Source organism: Campylobacter concisus (assembly GCF_902460705.1).
GTDB lineage: Bacteria > Campylobacterota > Campylobacteria > Campylobacterales > Campylobacteraceae > Campylobacter_A > Campylobacter_A concisus_Z.
In genome coordinates this window covers 138,867-153,446 of sequence record NZ_CABPUP010000005.1, presented here as the reverse complement: position 1 = coordinate 153,446, position 14,580 = coordinate 138,867, and the positions used below count along the sequence as shown (strand labels likewise).

The window sequence follows — 14,580 nt, the reverse complement described above, 5'->3', positions numbered from 1 at the left end:
ATGTATAGGTATTTAAAAATACTAACTCCATAAAATTAACAATGATAAGTGAAAGAACCCCTAAATTTAGGCATTTGTCATCTTAAAAAAGTTCGCAAATCTCTTTTAAAAATTTCAAATTTTATAGGTTTGCGAACCTATTTCGCGAGATTTTAGCTAAAAAGGGTCAAATTTCAGCTAAAAAAGTTCGCAAATCAAAAATCCAAAAGAAATTTAAGAACAACATAAGCTAGACAAAGAGCTCTTGCATTTCAAAAATGGCTGGTTTGCGACATAGTCTATAAATTCTCAGGCTATTTATATTTTATTTTGTCATATTGTGTCCAAAAAGCCAGATAGTATCTTGTCTTGTTTTGTATAGATAAAATTTAAAAAGGAAGAGTAATGAAAAAAATGTTTGTGCTTATAAGTCATGGCTTGACACAAGAGCAGAAAAGTCAAGCTCTAAAGGTCTTTGGCGTCGAAAATATCATAAATATCGCCGATGACGCGTGGTCAAATATTAGCCCATCTGATGAAAATATACTATATGTTTTAAACAGATATAAAAAGGAGTTGGTGCTGGAGGCTGAAGCTGGCGATATATTGCTGGTGCAAGGGGACTTTGGCGCTACGTATAATATGATAAATTTCGCTAAAAATATCGGGATAAAGACCATCTATGCTACTACTAAACGCATGGTGCAAGAACTCGTAATAGACGGGAAAACGATAATAAAGCGCAAATTTAAGCACGAGAAATTTAGAGAGTATCTGTAGGATCTAGCCATTGTCTTATTAAGTAAAACGCAAGTTGCAAAACGAGATAATCGCTGTTGTTAAGTTGCTAAATTTAAGGGAATAGAATGCCGATCACTATAGTAAAAAAAGCAAATCCACACCAGAGTGAAGAGATCAATAACAAAACAGCCGTTATCACCATCCTTGGAATACAAGGTCAAAAAGAAAACATTAAAACCGAAGGTTGTGCTAGGTATTATTTCGCTGGTGAGAGCGCTGATAAATCGCAAGAGTTTTTTAACACTTTGCCGTTGCTGGCAGATAAATTTGGTGCTGAAAACATAGTACCCATATATACGACAGATGCTAGGGGATTTAACGAAGCGGTAATGGCGCACTATGCAGATTTTCAGATAAATTTTAACGATGATTATAAGATAGTAGATGAGAAAAATTTTGAGGCTTTGTTTGAGATATTTGAAAGAGCGATAGATGATCTAGTAAAAAGCGGTGTTGGTAGGATCGTTTTTGACGTGACGCATGGTTTTCGTCATCTGCCTTTGCTGGCACTAGTCGATCTGCTCATACAAAACTTCTCAAACGTCTCCCAAATAGATCAAATTTTATTTGCAAAAGAGATAGAAAAATTTAAACTATATGAGATAATAGATCTGAGGCAATACCTAGATATCGCCAACATCGCCTTTGTGATCGCGTCCTTTTCACAAAACTATACTCTAGCGCAGCACATAAAGACAAAGAAATTTGAGCCGCTAGTAAATGCTTTAAATGATTTTTCAAATAATATACTAAGCTTAAATATCGCAAAGCTGAAAAGCTCGCATGGTGAGCTGATCAAGGAGCTTGATAAGATAGATGATATCGCGCTTATATCAAGAGCTAAGAATTTAAAAGACGGGCTAAGTAAAATATGCGACTGGAGTGATAGTGCCTATGTTTTTAGGTATAAACTAGCTAAAGATATGTTTGAAAAGGGCTATTTGCTGCAGTCATTGGTGCTATTGTTTGAAAGTGTAAATAGCTATATAGTTGGAGTTTTTGAAAGAAATATCCCTGTTGTTTTTAAGAAAATTTTAGATGAATGCTCTACTAAGGGCGTTAGGAAAAATTATCTGATAAGCAATTTCTTTATTCAGTCGTTAAAAACTAGGGCGAATGAGAGTGATGACGACTTTGTTGGCAGGACTATGAAAAATTTAAAGTATCTTGAACTTTCAAAAGAAGAAATAAAAGAGATTAGGGATGTTATAAACACAAAATTTGGTTCAAACAACGAACTGAGCAAATATCACAAGCAGTTAGATGACCTGCGCAATGACTTCGCACATGGCAATATAAGCGAAGAGGAATTTAGCCATATCAAACAAGAGATAAAAAAGCTATTTGACAAATATCAGAATTTTATAAATATACAAGAAAGCCTATAATTTAATATTTTTAGACACTATATGTCTATAATGCCCCTTATAATCTCCGAAAAAATAACGGAGGTTATAATGAGCAACCAAACTTTCTTAGATGGCATGAGCGAAATTTTTCATATGACAGACTCTAACAACTTAAAAAATATTTTACTACATGGCTTGCAAAATCACTACAACGCCTACAAACAAGCGGATATCAGCAACCAAGAGGTAAATGCAAGGCGCGAAAAGATTGAGTTCATATATGGACATAAAATTCACGACTATGTTCCTTTTTATTTTAATCCACGCAATGCCATGCTCTATAGAAATAGAAACAATGCTCGCGTTATCATTCTAGGACTTGACGTTCGGGTTATCAAAGATCACCAAGATGGCTTTTTGATCTCAAATCGCAATGCATCTGCGGATGAAGCTAGATTTAGCAGATATTTGCCCGACTTGCAAGATCCAAATTTTATAAATTTTGATGATGTCTTTTCTCCAAGATGGTGCAACAATGGCATTGCAAACAATGATATCAAACAAAAAATGATGGCAAAAATTTTGATCAATGATGTAGTTTATAGCCGTTACATACGCTCTATATATGTTAAAGATCAAGCTAGTAAAAAAGCTATAGAAGAGCAGCTAGCTGGCGATCTTAAAATGTATAATATCAACGTCATAGTTAATTCAGCTAAATTTTTCTAAGGATAAAAATGGTAACACTAAAAAGTGGAAATATATTTAACACTAAAGCGGACACCATCGTAAACACTATCAACTGCGTAGGCGTAATGGGCGCTGGCATAGCGTATGAATTTAGATTGCGCTATCCTGAAATGTTCTCGCGATATGTTGAGCTTTGCAGTGAGGGCAACCCAAATAAAATAGAAATAGGCAAACTATGGCTATATAAAGCAGCTGATGGGCGACAGGTGCTAAATTTCCCTACCAAAAAGCACTGGAAAGATCCGTCAAAAATGAGCTACATAAAAGCTGGTCTTGAAAAATTTACAAATACTTACGTAAGTAAGAATATTAATCACATAGCATTTCCGCTTCTTGGCGCAGCAAATGGAGGCCTTGATAAAGACGAAGTTATAAAATTAATGATGGAATTTCTGGAGCCTTTAGAAATAGAGTGTGAAATTTGGGAATTTGACGAGAAAGCAAGCGATGATTTATACGATGACTTTGCTCTAAATTTTGATATCAACGAGCTAAAAAGGCAAACCAAAGCCTTAGGCGTAAAAAATATAAGATTTCAAGCCATCAAAGATGCGATAGATAGCGGACTATATCACTCGCTAAGCTCTTTACTAAAAGCTCTGGGCATAGGCGACAAGTCACTTGAAGCATGTTTTAGACTAGTTAAAAGCATGCCTCAAGGATTATTTTAGCTAGAGTAAATTTTTACCTTCTTCTATCTTTTTTATGATCTTTTGTTTTAGCTCCACTGGGGCTAAAATTTTGACGTATCCCAAAAACTCCATGATAAAAAACTCTATCTCCTTAAGATCGCTAAAGTGATAACTAACTACTATCGCCCCGTCTGGCTTGTGCTCTACTATCTTTTGCGACTGAAAAAAGTTTTTTCTCTCAAACAAAAAGGCTTTTTGCGGGCTGATCTCGAGCAGTACCTCTATGAGCGAGCTTCTCCACTCATGCGAAAAAACAGCAAACGGCGTCTGGATGTTTTTTATAAAATCATCTATGTTATAGTCGTGATTAAATGTTTCGCCCTTGATAACCTCTAAATTTACTATCCCAGCTATCCTAAAAAGTGAAAAATCATACTCGTTGTTGCTATTTGCCAGATATAAATTTTCATTGATTAGCAAAATTTTATATGGCTTCACCTCTTTAAATTTTTTGCTATTGGATCTGCTTGTAGGCGTATACTCAATCGCGAGCTTTTTTCTATAGCGTATCGCATCTTCTAGTGTTTTTATGACGCTTTTGTCTAGCTCTGTCTTGATCGGGCTTGTGACAAAGTCATAAACGCCCAATGATTCATTTATAGTTTGAGATATAGCCGTTTTATTGCTGGTTTCGTTAAATTTTTGAGAGTTTTTGGCAAGCATCGTGTAGATTATCTTTAAGACATTTCTCTTTCTCTCATCAAGTAGATCATCAAGTAAATTTGTATTGATCGCTTGATAGCAGCCAGACTCTGTGCGCTTTATCTCTATCTCACCAAAAACACTTTTTATCGCGTCAAAGTCTCGTCGTATGGTTTTATAGTTTAGCCTTGGAGTTTCATCTTTTTCATTTACCCATAGCTCGTCTTGTGCGGTGTCGATTATCTCGCCACGGTTTAGCTTTTTAAGTAGCCATAGTATCCTAGTCTGAGCATCCATTGCTTTATCCTTTATATTCTAAAGTTATTAAGAATTATACACAATATGTCCACACACCACTTTATAATTCACTCAACAAAACAAAACAATTCAACACAAAGGGGTTAAAATGGCAAAATGCTATTCACGTTCTTATTCAAAGTCTTCTTCATCGTCTTCAAGCAGGTCTTACTCATCTACTCGTGCTCACCAAAAGGTGGGTCAAAGCTTTGGTGGCTACACCAAGGTCCAAACGACTAAGGGCACATTTCGCATGAAGCCAACTTCCAAATAGTTGGCCTATGTAAGCCATGAATTTTGGTTCATGGCTAATTTGAAGTAGCTTTTTATTTATATACGCAAATCACAAAAAACCTATCATCTCACATCTTCTTATCTAAATTTACTCAACAAAAGCATATAAACGCTACTCATTTTTATAAATAACAACATAAAGCGCCTACGCTTTACCATTTTCATTAGTCCCCTTGATCGGGTCAAATTTGTTTAAATGCTAAGAAAGGCTTAGCAGCACAAGGCAAACGAGTGTTTCAATCCCCTTGATCGGGTCAAATTTGTTTAAATCTTTTAGTATAGCTTTTACCGGAGATATTATAAGTTAGTTTCAATCCCCTAAGTCGGGTCAAATTTGTTTAAATACATAAAAGCAAATGAAATGTTTGTCTTTGGTATAAAGTTTCAATCCCCTTGATCGGGTCAAATTTGTTTAAATAACTTTATTAAAAGGAGACACTATGGAGTGGATCATTGCGTTTCAATCCCCTAGAGCGGGTCAAATTTGTTTAAATGCCTAAAAGACTATTTTTGCAAAGGAAAAATTAGCAAAATTATTTAAGAAACTGGCTTTAAAGATACCTAAAATTCGTGAAAAGCTCAAAAAAGTTCGCAAATGTATAGGTATTTAAAAATACTAACTCCATAAAATTAACAATGATAAGTGAAAGAACCCCTAAATTTAGGCATTTGTCATCTTAAAAAAGTTCGCAAATCTCTTTTAAAAATTTCAAATTTTATAGGTTTGCGAACTTTAAGCGGTATATAAGTTTCGCAAGGTCCTAAAATAGGCTATCCTAAACTTAGGCATAACTAAAAGTTCGCAAATGTATGAGAGATATTTTGAAAAAACTAGATTTGCGAACCTATTTCGCAAGATTTTAGCTAAAAAGGGTCAAATTTCAGCTAAAAAAGTTCGCAAATCAAAAATCCAAAAGAAATTTAAGAACGACATAAGCTAGACAAAGAGTTCTTGCGTCTCAAAGATACCTTTTTTATCGCATAGCTCAAAGCTTTTTCCCACGCAGTTTTCGCATAGTCTGTAAAATCTCAAGCTATCTGTTTTGATATTTAGCAAAGCTTTGGCGGACTTTATCAGTTTTTTGAGCTTGGCTTCATTGAGCTCACACTCAAAGACGCTAAAATTTACGCGGTAGCCGATGCCTTCAAGGATGTCTGAGAGCTTTTTGCGATTTTTATCGCTTTGTATATCGTAGGCTATTACAAATTTCATTAGAATTTCCCTACAAAAGGTCTATAGCTTTTGCTCTCGCCGTTTACGAAGCGAGCTAGTTCGTAGCACTCTTGCATGATTATGTTTTCGCATTTGCAAGACTCTTTTTTCCACATAGTGTAGCTGCCGAGTTTTTCTTTCATATTTTGCGCTATTAGCTTTTTAGAAGCGTCGGTGAGAAGCCCCTCTTTGTTTAGTGAGATGGGTTCGTCTTTGTTTAACATCGAGACGATGACTCTATCTACCATAAATGTACTAAACTGCTCTATCATGTCAAAGACTAGGGTCGGCTTTGTGCTGTCAAGCGCATGTAAAAATGAGATATGTAGGCTAAGGCCTGCTAGATATAGGCACTCTTGAACCTTGGAGTAAAGTATGGCGTAGGCGTAATTTAGTGAGGAATTTACGATATCTTTGGCGCCAAATGTTATGCGCTTTTCAAATTCTAGCGGTAGTATGCTCTTTATGCCGTCCCAGTAAATAGCAGTAGCCGAGCCCTCAAATCCCATGAGCTCGTTTGTATTTTTGACGTATTTTAGCTTTCTAGCCAGGATATTTTCTAGTTTTAGGATGTTTGGAGTTAGAAATTTATGGTATTTGTTTAGGTATTTTAGATAGTTGGTTTGGTTTCTTATCTTTGCCTCAACAAAAGAGGTGGCGAGATATAGCTGGGCTGGTGTGTTGAGGAGCATGGCTTGTTTGTGTGCTGTCTGTGTAGAGGTGCTATTGTAGGCTAGTAAGGTAGCGTATGGGACGTAGTGCTTGTCTATGAAATCGATGTGGATCTTTTCTCTTGCGCAGCGCCATATCACTGCAGAAGATAGTGAGATATGCTCGCTATCAACGATGATGCGGGAAATTTTAGAGATGGGAAATTCTTTATAAATTTTGCCGTATTGCTTTATGGTAAATTTATTTTTGCTAAGGCCTAGATAGACACCTATTTGGTTGATATGAAGCGTAGAATCCGAGGCGATCTTGGTGGCGTAGAAATTTCTCTTTTGGTTTATCTTGCGGGGCTCGTTTTCGTAGCTTTTATTTATCTACGCAAATCGCAAAAATCTATCATTATTGTAGTCCTTCATAAGCCTAAGCCAATCTATTCTTATCTAAATTTATCCAATAAACGCATATAAGCACCACTCATTTATTTTTACAAATAACAATATAAGCCACCACATATACTTTACCAAATTTCATTAGTCCCCTTGATCGGGTCAAATTTATTTAAATGTGAACGACAGTGGTGCAGAAAGCTGGATCACAAAACTGTTTCAATCCCCTTGATCGGGTCAAATTTGTTTAAATGCATTATGATAGTAAGAAATAAAGAGGGGCTTATTAAAGTTTCAATCCCCTAAATCGGGTCAAATTTATTTAAATTAGAGGCTACTATAACATAGTAGTCAAAGGGCAGAAAATGATGTTTCAATCCCCTAGAACGGGTCAAATTTAACAATAATAAGTAAAAGAACCTATCTTAAATAGCTTTAAAATCACAAATTTTTGAAATTTTAGCCAAAAAGATGGAAATTTAAGCTAAAGCCAAGAGTGATAAAGGTGCGCAAAATATACAAAAATAATAATTTTTAAACAAAAATTTAAAAATTATAAACATTTGCCTTTAATTCATATATAATAAGACAATTTTAAAATCGAGCGTTGAAGTGAATAACGAAACTAATATGATTTTGACCTTTTCTCGCTATATAAGGGTGAGAAGAGATAGTCTTAGAGTGCTGATAAAACTACCAGATCTTAATAAATTTATCCCCAAACTTAAAACAAATAGAAAAAATGGCCTAAAAAAGAGCATGGTGGGTATGGTTTTAGACTATGTGAAGATAAGGAGTTTTGATGAGGTACGCCGAGCTTAGAGTGAAATTTGAACCGTCACAAAAGCTGCCATTTTTTATCGGCTCGCAGGTGCGAGGAGCCTTTGGGTATGCACTAAAAAGCGTAAGCTGTATAAATCACGCCCATAAGTGCGACGAGTGCTTTGCAAGTGAGAGCTGTTTATACTACGACTTTTATGAGAAGAAAAATAGCTACCACAGATATAGGCTGGACTTTGAGCTAGGGGCTAAAGTGTATGACTTTGGCATAGTTTTGCTAGAAAGTGCGTGCGAAAAACTACCGTATATAGCCTCTGCGGCGTATATGATGCTAAAGAGATATGGTCTTGGTAAAGATAGGGTCAGGTATGATAAATTTGATATGTTTGTAAATGATGAGGTGTGTTTGGTGGAGGATAAAATAAGCCTGCCTAAAGAGTACGTGAGAGAATTTAGCTTTGATAGCGATGGTGGCGATGTTAAGGTCAAATTTGTAACACCGCTAAGGATAAAAAAAGATAATGTTTTTTTAAAAAATGACAATATAAGTCTAAAAGAGATACTAAACTCCATCTACCAAAGAAGGCTTGGCCTCTTTGGACAAGACCATGAGGCGTTGCCGTTTGAAGTAAAAGGTGAGATAACCAAAAAGGATCTAAAATACGTGGAGCTAACTAGGCGTAGTAATAGGCAAAATACTACTATGAATTTTGGCGGATTAGTAGGCTCCTTGGAGATAAAAGGCGTTAGCAAAGAGTGCATGGAGCTGCTAAAGCTAGGCGAGATAATAGGCGCAGGAAAGCAAACTGTTTTTGGATTAGGAAAAATAAAAACGGAGGATATGAATGAGCAAATTTAGCAGTTATTTTAGCGATGAGTTTGCTGCTTTGGAGCAAGGATCAAAAGATATAGATGAGATATTGCAAGACAAGATGTTTTTGATCGGCGGGGATTTTTACGGGATACAAAAATTTATATTTGATAATCTAGGCTCGAAAAACGCAGCCAAAGTACTAAGGGCAAAGTCTGCATTTTGCGAGCTTTTCATGGTGGTTTTGTCTAAATTTATCTGCCAAAAATTTAGCATAGATGAAAAATGTATCTTGTCATGCACGGCTGGTAAATTTGAGATACTATCGCCAAAATTCGACGAAGCTATTTTTAAAGAGATAAAAGGCGTTGTAAATGCTTATTTTATAAAAAATTTCTTTGGCGTTAGTGGTGTTGGTCTATCTTGCGTGGAGTGCGAGAGGGTGGACTTTGCGGAGTCACAGCGATATAAAGAGCTAAGGGATAAGATCAGCAAAGCCGTAGAGCTAGAGAAATTTAAAAAGCTAAATTTAAAAGAGCAAGAGCCCGTGCTTTCATATGATAAGGGCATAACAAATCAAACTCTTTGCAGAATTTGCAACATAAGAAAGATAGCTCACGATAAGGACAAATGCGAAATTTGCAGTGCCTTTGTGCGTCTTGGCGAGAGGCTATCTAGCGATAGCAAAAAGATAAATAGCAAAGCTATAGGCATAGACTTTATGGATGTGGATCTTGAGATAACGGAAAATATAAGATCATATGTCGCAAAAGAGGTGGGTGAGATAGTGGACTTTGAATATCTGGCTAAAAAATCTCGCGGTGATAATGCGATCGCTGTGATAAAAGCCGACGTGGATAATATGGGAAATTTCATAAAAAATAGCGACGTGACACAAAGTTTTGCAAATTTCGACACATTTTCAAAGGGGATAAATAACTTTTTCTCTCTATACGTGCCACGAAAGATGAAAGAAAAATTTGAAAATAGCTATACGGTTTTTGCCGGCGGCGATGATCTACTGATAGTAGGAAGCTATGATCAAATGATAGAGCTTGCACTTTTTGTAAGGCAAGAATTTATGAAATTTATAAAGACAAAAGGCTTAAGCATATCTTTTGGCATCATCTTAGCAAAACCATCTACGCCGATAAGCTTTCTAGCTCAAACTAGTGAAAAATGGCTGGAGAGCTCAAAAGAGATGGACGGCAAAGATGCGATCACTATCTTTGGCGAAACCGCTAAATGGGATAGCTACTTAAGCGTCAGAAGTAAAATTTTAAATGATTTTGTGAAATTTAATATAGATAATACAGCGTTTTTGTATAGGCTGCTTGAGCTTTGCGAGATGAGTAAAAATGTATGCGAGGACGTAAGAAATACAATTTGGAAGTCAAAGCTAAGTTATAGCTTCACTAGAAATATGCAGGGTAAGCAAGGGGATGGTGATATGAATGAGCTACTTCTTATGCTAAATAATGTGATAGAAAACAATCCAAAGGAGAGTAAAATGGCTATTTGTGAATACATATATAAAAGGAGAGAACGATGAGTGGATACAATAGAAGTGGCGGTGGCAACTATAATGCCGGCAATAAACCGCAAGCTGACTTTTTACCGCCGATAGTTTTGGACTACAAGAAAAATCCAAATTTGTTTGACGAAACAGCAAAGAGCGTCGCTGATCTAGTCTCTGCTAGAACAAAAGCTACTCAGATAAGAGCATTTTATGACTATATAATCGAGCTAGAGCAAAAGTCAAATAGTGAAGACTTCAGCGAAGTTTTGCCATTTGTAAAGATGCTAAATTCAAAAGCGGCTTACTCTAAGTCAAGAAAATGTTCAAGCGATGAATTTGTCGAGATGATAAATAAATGTGTGGCTCAAGTAAAGACAAAAGATGATCTAAGGGTGTTTAAACTCTTTTTTGAGGCCGTTATAGGCTTTGCTAAAAAATAAGGAGAGAATATGAAAATTTTAACTTTAAAGGGACAAATAGAGCTTTTAAGCGGACTTCATATAGGTGGCGGTGATGATACTATGAAGATAGGCGGCATAGACTCGCAGGTGATAAAAGATATAAACACAAATAAGCCTTACATCCCTGGAAGCTCGCTAAAAGGCAAAATGAGGAGCTTGCTAGAGTGGAATAATAGGCTGGTTGGATATGGCGAAGGAGAGGTCTTTAACTCTAAAATTTTAGAAAAAGTACCAGAGCCAGATAAAAAAGCGGCACAAAATTTACTAAAGATTTTTGGCGATAAAGAGAATAAATTTGGTATTACTAGAATAAGCGTTGGGGATTGTTTGTTGTCTAAAGAGAGCGAAGGGCTAAAACTAAGCGAAGCAAAATATGAAAACGTGATCAATAGGGAAAGCGGAACTGCCGAGCATCCTCGCCAGATTGAGCGTGTGCCAGCTGGAGTGAAATTTGACCTTGTTATCAGACTAAAAGTTTTTGATGAAAAAGAGCCTTATAACGACAACGAAAACGAGCTAAAAGAGATGGTTGAGAGCGGACTCAAGCTAATACAAAACGACTATCTAGGCGGTAGCGGCTCAAGAGGTTACGGAAGGGTTGAATTTGAAAATTTAAGGTGGGAATAATGACGCTTTATAAAACTACCATAACACCCAAGTCAAATTTTACAACGCCACTAAAGGGCGATACTTTGTTTGGACAAATTTGCTGGGCGATCAGATATGTGCTCGGGGAAGATAGGCTAAATGAGTTACTAAGTGACTACGACAAAAAGCCATTTTTGATAGTATCTGATGGTTTTGCTAGCGGATATGTGTCAAAGCCCTGCATTCCAAGTCATCTTTTGGGCGAAAATTTGGAGCTAAAAAAAGAAAATAGAAAGAAAATTTGGCTTAGTATGGAGGATCTGCAAAGCGGAAATTTCAAAAATGCTAAAACAAGCTACGAGATCAGCTACGAGCTTAAAAAGACAGCTACGATCAAAAATTCCATAAATTATCTCACATTTACAACAGATGACAGCGGTAAATTTGCGCCTTATGCTTTAATGGAGATGAAATTTAGTAAGCAAGATATCTACTTTTTGTTAGATGATAAATTTGAGCTAAAAGAGCTAGAAGGGGCGTTTAGGCTTATATCTAAAAGCGGCTACGGCAAGAGAGCTAGCATAGGTAAAGGAGCGTTTGAGTATAGCGCATTTGAAAAAATATCCGTAAAAAAGAGCTCAAATGCTTTTATGACGCTTAGTCCGGTCGTAATAGACGATGAAAACTTAAAAGAATTTTACTATGAGCCTTTTACGAGATTTGGCAAACACGGCGGAGCGCTTGCAAGCGTAAATCCCTTTAAAAGTCCGATCCTAATGGCTGATAGTGGTAGCGTGGTGGTATTTGATGAAATTTGCGAAAAAAAGTATATAGGAAAGGCCATAAGCGGACACTCTACAAACGCAAATACGGTACACCAAGGATATAGCATACTAATAGCTACGGAGATAAAAAATGCGTGATGAAACTAAAAACTATAAAATCAAACTAAAGCCTATAAGCCCGATACATATAGGTACTGGAGAGGCCTATGAGCCGATGAATTACGTCATAGACAAAGGCGTGGACGATAAATACTATATGTATGTTTTTGATGAATTTGAGTTTTTTAAAAGACTTGATGATAAGGCTAAAGATGAATTTATGAAAATAGCCTCAGACACTACCGGCGATGGTATATTGAAGCTGCAGAAATTTATAAAAGAGAAAAGCTCTTTGGCAAGAAAAGTGTCTTATCATAAAATACAGGCGCTAAAAAACGTTGCAGAAGATTATAACGACAAAATAGGCAAAGTCGTTCAGAGAGAAGGTGGCGGCAAAAAAGTTATAAACCAACTAGTTGTCGAAAAGACGTTTACATCTCCAAATTTTAAAAAAGCCATAATCCCAGGAAGCTCACTAAAGGGTGCTATAGCTACGGCCTTTGGTGAAATGCTTTATAAAAAGAGCAAAAGTTATGATACAAAAGAGTATTTTAGTGATTTTTTAGTGGCTGATAGCGAGGTGATAGAGTCACATACTTTTGCTTCTGTTGCTACAAATATAAAAAGAAACAGAGTCTCAAGAGACCAAAATGAAAGCAAAGGCATACCGGTAAGATACGAGGCGATCAACTCAAAAAGCGAGTTTAAAACAACATTTACGATAAAAAATAATAAATTTGGTATAGAAGAGCTAATAAAAGCTTGCAACTCTCACTATTTGCCAATATTTGCCTCTCAGTTTAGCTATGAAACGGACGAATTTACTCGAGAAGCTCTATCTGATAAATTTATTGAAAAATATGAGAATTTTAAACTTGCAGGCAATCAATTTTTATTGAGGGTCGGTAAACATAGTGGCGCAAGAGCCGTTACGGTAGATGGCGCGAGAAGGATAAAAATCATGAAGGGCAAAGGAAAACCATCTATCCAAGAGGAGGAGACTACGGCTTGGCTTATCAATAAACAGCCGTTTGGTTGGCTGCTTTGTGAAATCTTAGAACAGGATTGATCTTTTTTAACAATGTGACGAACTTAACCAAACCATCCTTGTAAATTTATATATATTGTAGTATTATACTCCTAAATATTTAAGGATAAAATACTATGTATATCAAACGAGCCATAGCTGATGAGATAAAAGAGTATATGAAAAGCTTTCCTGTGCTTTTGATAAGCGGAGCTAGGCAGGTTGGCAAATCAACCCTTGCTTTAAATTTAGATATACCAAATTACATAACACTTGATGATATAAATATCTATGAATCCGCAAGAAACGACCCTAAAGGCTTTATAGAGCACTGCAAGAAGCCTATCGTGATAGATGAGATACAAAGAGTGCCTATACTGCTTCTAGCCATAAAAGAATTCATAGATAAAGATAGAACAAACGGTCAGTTTATACTAACTGGCTCTGCAAATTTAAAAGGCTTTAAAGATATATCAGACTCACTTGCTGGTAGGATAGGCATAGTGGAACTCTATCCGCTTTCTCAAAAAGAGTTAAGTCATAGTGATGAAAATTTGATAGATATTTTAAGTAGCGATATAGGCCATCTGGTGTTTAGAAAATATGACAACGACGGCTTATCTGAGAAGATCATAAACGGCGGCTACCCAGAGATCACAAAGATAAGCTCAGAGAAATCAAAATATCTCTGGTTTAGCTCATATATAAGAACATATATAGAATCAGACGCCAAAGAGATAGGCAACATCAGAAATATGGATAAATTTATCACTATGTACCGCCTATGTATGCTAAGAAGCGGCAACATCTTTAACAAAAACGAGCTATGTTTAGAGTCTGGGCTTGATAACAAGACCTTTGATAGCTATTTTAGCGTGCTTGAGCATACCTATCAGATCCAAAAGCTTCAGCCATACTTTAACAACGCTCTAAAAAGGCTCATAAAAACACCTAAAATTTTTGCTACAGATACTGGGGTGCTAACGCACTTACTTCAAATTTCTTCAGCGCAAGAGCTTGCAAATTCTTCATATAAAGGTGCCATATATGAGACGTTTGTATTTGATGAACTACTAAAGGCAAATACAAGTAGCAAAAAAAGAGCAAATATATATTATTATAGAACGAGCGATCAAAAAGAGATAGACTTTATACTTGAGATATCAGGTAAACTCATAGCCATAGAGGTCAAGTCCTCAAAAACAATCAGCAAAGATGACTTTAAACATATCTACCATCTAAAAGAGAATTTGCAAAGTAAATTTGACAAGGGCATAGTTTTTTATGCTGGAGATACGGCTATGAAGCTAGATGATGATATGTTTGCCTTGCCGTTTGGATTTATGGGGTGAGAGATGGCCATAGTAAAGAGCGATTATAAAAAGGTTGAAACTTGCTTGTTCATGCATAAAGAAAAACCAAACGTTTTTTACTAAGA

15 protein-coding genes are annotated in these 14,580 nt (G+C 36.2%); 12 read left to right on the top strand and 3 right to left on the bottom strand.

Annotated features, from left to right (window positions below; genetic code table 11):
• The first annotated feature begins 384 nt into the window (after positions 1–384).
• The 4 genes from csx20 (at position 385) to F3G75_RS08330 (ending at position 3,550) form a co-directional block, all read left to right on the top strand.
• On the top strand, positions 385–759 hold the full coding sequence (csx20, locus tag F3G75_RS08345; RefSeq protein WP_149717222.1) for a CRISPR-associated protein Csx20: 375 nt from the start codon (positions 385–387) through the stop codon (positions 757–759).
• Positions 760–845: 86 nt separating this feature from the next.
• The gene (locus tag F3G75_RS08340; RefSeq protein ID WP_149717221.1) at positions 846–2,168 is read left to right on the top strand and encodes a CRISPR-associated DxTHG motif protein; all 1,323 of its coding nucleotides are present in this window, start codon (positions 846–848) and stop codon (positions 2,166–2,168) included.
• Between the two features lie 69 nt (positions 2,169–2,237).
• A complete protein-coding gene (locus tag F3G75_RS08335; protein ID WP_188115409.1) occupies positions 2,238–2,858 on the top strand; it encodes a DUF4433 domain-containing protein in 621 nt (206 codons plus the stop codon).
• Between the two features lie 8 nt (positions 2,859–2,866).
• The gene (locus F3G75_RS08330; RefSeq protein ID WP_149717219.1) at positions 2,867–3,550 is read left to right on the top strand and encodes a macro domain-containing protein; all 684 of its coding nucleotides are present in this window, start codon (positions 2,867–2,869) and stop codon (positions 3,548–3,550) included.
• On the opposite strand, the gene F3G75_RS08325 is transcribed toward F3G75_RS08330, so the two are convergent.
• From F3G75_RS08325 to cas1, 3 genes are all read right to left on the bottom strand, one after another.
• On the bottom strand, positions 3,551–4,510 hold the full coding sequence (locus F3G75_RS08325) for a helix-turn-helix transcriptional regulator (RefSeq protein WP_149717218.1): 960 nt from the start codon (positions 4,508–4,510) through the stop codon (positions 3,551–3,553).
• A gap of 1,231 nt (positions 4,511–5,741) precedes the next feature.
• On the bottom strand, positions 5,742–6,017 hold the full coding sequence (gene cas2 / locus F3G75_RS08320) for a CRISPR-associated endonuclease Cas2 (RefSeq protein ID WP_149717217.1): 276 nt from the start codon (positions 6,015–6,017) through the stop codon (positions 5,742–5,744).
• Positions 6,017–6,970 (bottom strand): CRISPR-associated endonuclease Cas1, encoded by a 954-nt coding sequence (gene cas1 / locus F3G75_RS08315; protein ID WP_223154457.1) that lies wholly within the window; start codon positions 6,968–6,970, stop codon positions 6,017–6,019. Before cas1 ends, cas2 begins: the two co-directional genes overlap by 1 nt.
• 714 nt (positions 6,971–7,684) lie before the next feature.
• On the opposite strand from cas1, the gene F3G75_RS08310 reads away from it, so the two are divergent.
• The 8 genes from F3G75_RS08310 (at position 7,685) to F3G75_RS08275 (ending at position 14,494) form a co-directional block, all read left to right on the top strand.
• Complete coding sequence (locus F3G75_RS08310) at positions 7,685–7,894, top strand: hypothetical protein (protein ID WP_149717215.1); 210 nt, start codon at positions 7,685–7,687, stop codon at positions 7,892–7,894.
• A complete protein-coding gene (gene cas6, locus F3G75_RS08305) occupies positions 7,875–8,711 on the top strand; it encodes a CRISPR system precrRNA processing endoribonuclease RAMP protein Cas6 (RefSeq protein ID WP_149717214.1) in 837 nt (278 codons plus the stop codon). The genes F3G75_RS08310 and cas6 overlap by 20 nt, the downstream gene beginning before the upstream one ends.
• Positions 8,698–10,215 carry a type III-A CRISPR-associated protein Cas10/Csm1 gene (gene cas10, locus F3G75_RS08300; protein ID WP_149717213.1) on the top strand — a complete coding sequence of 506 codons (1,518 nt, stop codon included), beginning with the start codon at positions 8,698–8,700 and terminating at the stop codon, positions 10,213–10,215. Before cas6 ends, cas10 begins: the two co-directional genes overlap by 14 nt.
• A complete protein-coding gene (csm2, locus tag F3G75_RS08295) occupies positions 10,212–10,622 on the top strand; it encodes a type III-A CRISPR-associated protein Csm2 (RefSeq protein ID WP_103641905.1) in 411 nt (136 codons plus the stop codon). The genes cas10 and csm2 overlap by 4 nt, the downstream gene beginning before the upstream one ends.
• Before the next feature lie 9 nt (positions 10,623–10,631).
• Positions 10,632–11,270, top strand: a complete 639-nt coding sequence (csm3, locus tag F3G75_RS08290; protein WP_149717212.1) for a type III-A CRISPR-associated RAMP protein Csm3 — start codon at positions 10,632–10,634, stop codon at positions 11,268–11,270.
• Positions 11,270–12,154, top strand: coding sequence for a type III-A CRISPR-associated RAMP protein Csm4 (csm4, locus tag F3G75_RS08285; RefSeq protein ID WP_149717211.1), 885 nt, complete (start codon positions 11,270–11,272; stop codon positions 12,152–12,154). Before csm3 ends, csm4 begins: the two co-directional genes overlap by 1 nt.
• Complete coding sequence (locus F3G75_RS08280; RefSeq protein WP_149717210.1) at positions 12,147–13,184, top strand: RAMP superfamily CRISPR-associated protein; 1,038 nt, start codon at positions 12,147–12,149, stop codon at positions 13,182–13,184. The genes csm4 and F3G75_RS08280 overlap by 8 nt, the downstream gene beginning before the upstream one ends.
• 95 nt (positions 13,185–13,279) lie before the next feature.
• Entirely contained in the window at positions 13,280–14,494 is a 1,215-nt protein-coding gene (locus tag F3G75_RS08275; protein ID WP_149717209.1) for an ATP-binding protein, read from the top strand.
• The last annotated feature ends 86 nt before the right edge of the window (positions 14,495–14,580 follow it).

Bases quoted from the DNA above. Each gene is read 5' to 3' on its own strand.
- csx20 (WP_149717222.1), top strand. From the start codon at position 385: ATGAAAAAAATGTTTGTGCTTATAAGTCATGGCTTGACACAAGAGCAG.
- F3G75_RS08340 (WP_149717221.1), top strand. From the start codon at position 846: ATGCCGATCACTATAGTAAAAAAAGCAAATCCACACCAGAGTGAAGAG.
- F3G75_RS08335 (WP_188115409.1), top strand. From the start codon at position 2,238: ATGAGCAACCAAACTTTCTTAGATGGCATGAGCGAAATTTTTCATATG.
- F3G75_RS08330 (WP_149717219.1), top strand. From the start codon at position 2,867: ATGGTAACACTAAAAAGTGGAAATATATTTAACACTAAAGCGGACACC.
- F3G75_RS08325 (WP_149717218.1), bottom strand. From the start codon at position 4,510: ATGGATGCTCAGACTAGGATACTATGGCTACTTAAAAAGCTAAACCGT.
- cas2 (WP_149717217.1), bottom strand. From the start codon at position 6,017: ATGAAATTTGTAATAGCCTACGATATACAAAGCGATAAAAATCGCAAA.
- cas6 (WP_149717214.1), top strand. From the start codon at position 7,875: ATGAGGTACGCCGAGCTTAGAGTGAAATTTGAACCGTCACAAAAGCTG.
- cas10 (WP_149717213.1), top strand. From the start codon at position 8,698: ATGAGCAAATTTAGCAGTTATTTTAGCGATGAGTTTGCTGCTTTGGAG.
- csm2 (WP_103641905.1), top strand. From the start codon at position 10,212: ATGAGTGGATACAATAGAAGTGGCGGTGGCAACTATAATGCCGGCAAT.
- csm3 (WP_149717212.1), top strand. From the start codon at position 10,632: ATGAAAATTTTAACTTTAAAGGGACAAATAGAGCTTTTAAGCGGACTT.
- csm4 (WP_149717211.1), top strand. From the start codon at position 11,270: ATGACGCTTTATAAAACTACCATAACACCCAAGTCAAATTTTACAACG.
- F3G75_RS08280 (WP_149717210.1), top strand. From the start codon at position 12,147: ATGCGTGATGAAACTAAAAACTATAAAATCAAACTAAAGCCTATAAGC.
- F3G75_RS08275 (WP_149717209.1), top strand. From the start codon at position 13,280: ATGTATATCAAACGAGCCATAGCTGATGAGATAAAAGAGTATATGAAA.